General features: G+C 78.3%; 1 protein-coding gene. It reads right to left on the bottom strand.

Annotated features, from left to right (window positions below):
• The coding region (locus KBX39_RS32985) for an SDR family NAD(P)-dependent oxidoreductase (protein WP_210874331.1) at positions 1–383 on the bottom strand (383 nt) is incomplete at both ends.

The following is a 383-nucleotide window of genomic DNA, read 5'->3' on the forward strand; positions in this document are numbered from 1 at the left end:
GAACAGCACGAACGCGCGCAGTTCCCGCCCGAGGGTGAGCTCGTGCAGGTGCAGGGCGCCGAGCACCTTGGGTCGCAGGACGGTGGCGAGCCGGTCGGGGGTGAGCCCGTCGAGCACCCCGTCCTCCAGCACGCCGGCGGCGTGCACGACGGTGGTCAGCGGCGCGTCGGCGGGCACCTCGTCGAGCAGCTTGGCCAGCGCGGCCCGGTCGGCCACGTCGCAGGCCGCGACGGTCACCCGGGTGCCCGCCCCGGTCAGCTCACGGACGAGTGCCGTGGCGCCGAGGGCGTCCGCGCCGCGGCGGCTGACGAGCATCAGGTGCTCGGCGCCCCGGGCGGCCAGCCAGCGGGCCACCTCCGCGCCGAGCGCGCCGGTGCCGCCGG

It is taken from the genome of Micromonospora sp. D75, assembly GCF_018070405.1.
In the GTDB taxonomy this organism is placed as follows: Bacteria; Actinomycetota; Actinomycetes; order Mycobacteriales; family Micromonosporaceae; genus Micromonospora; species Micromonospora chalcea.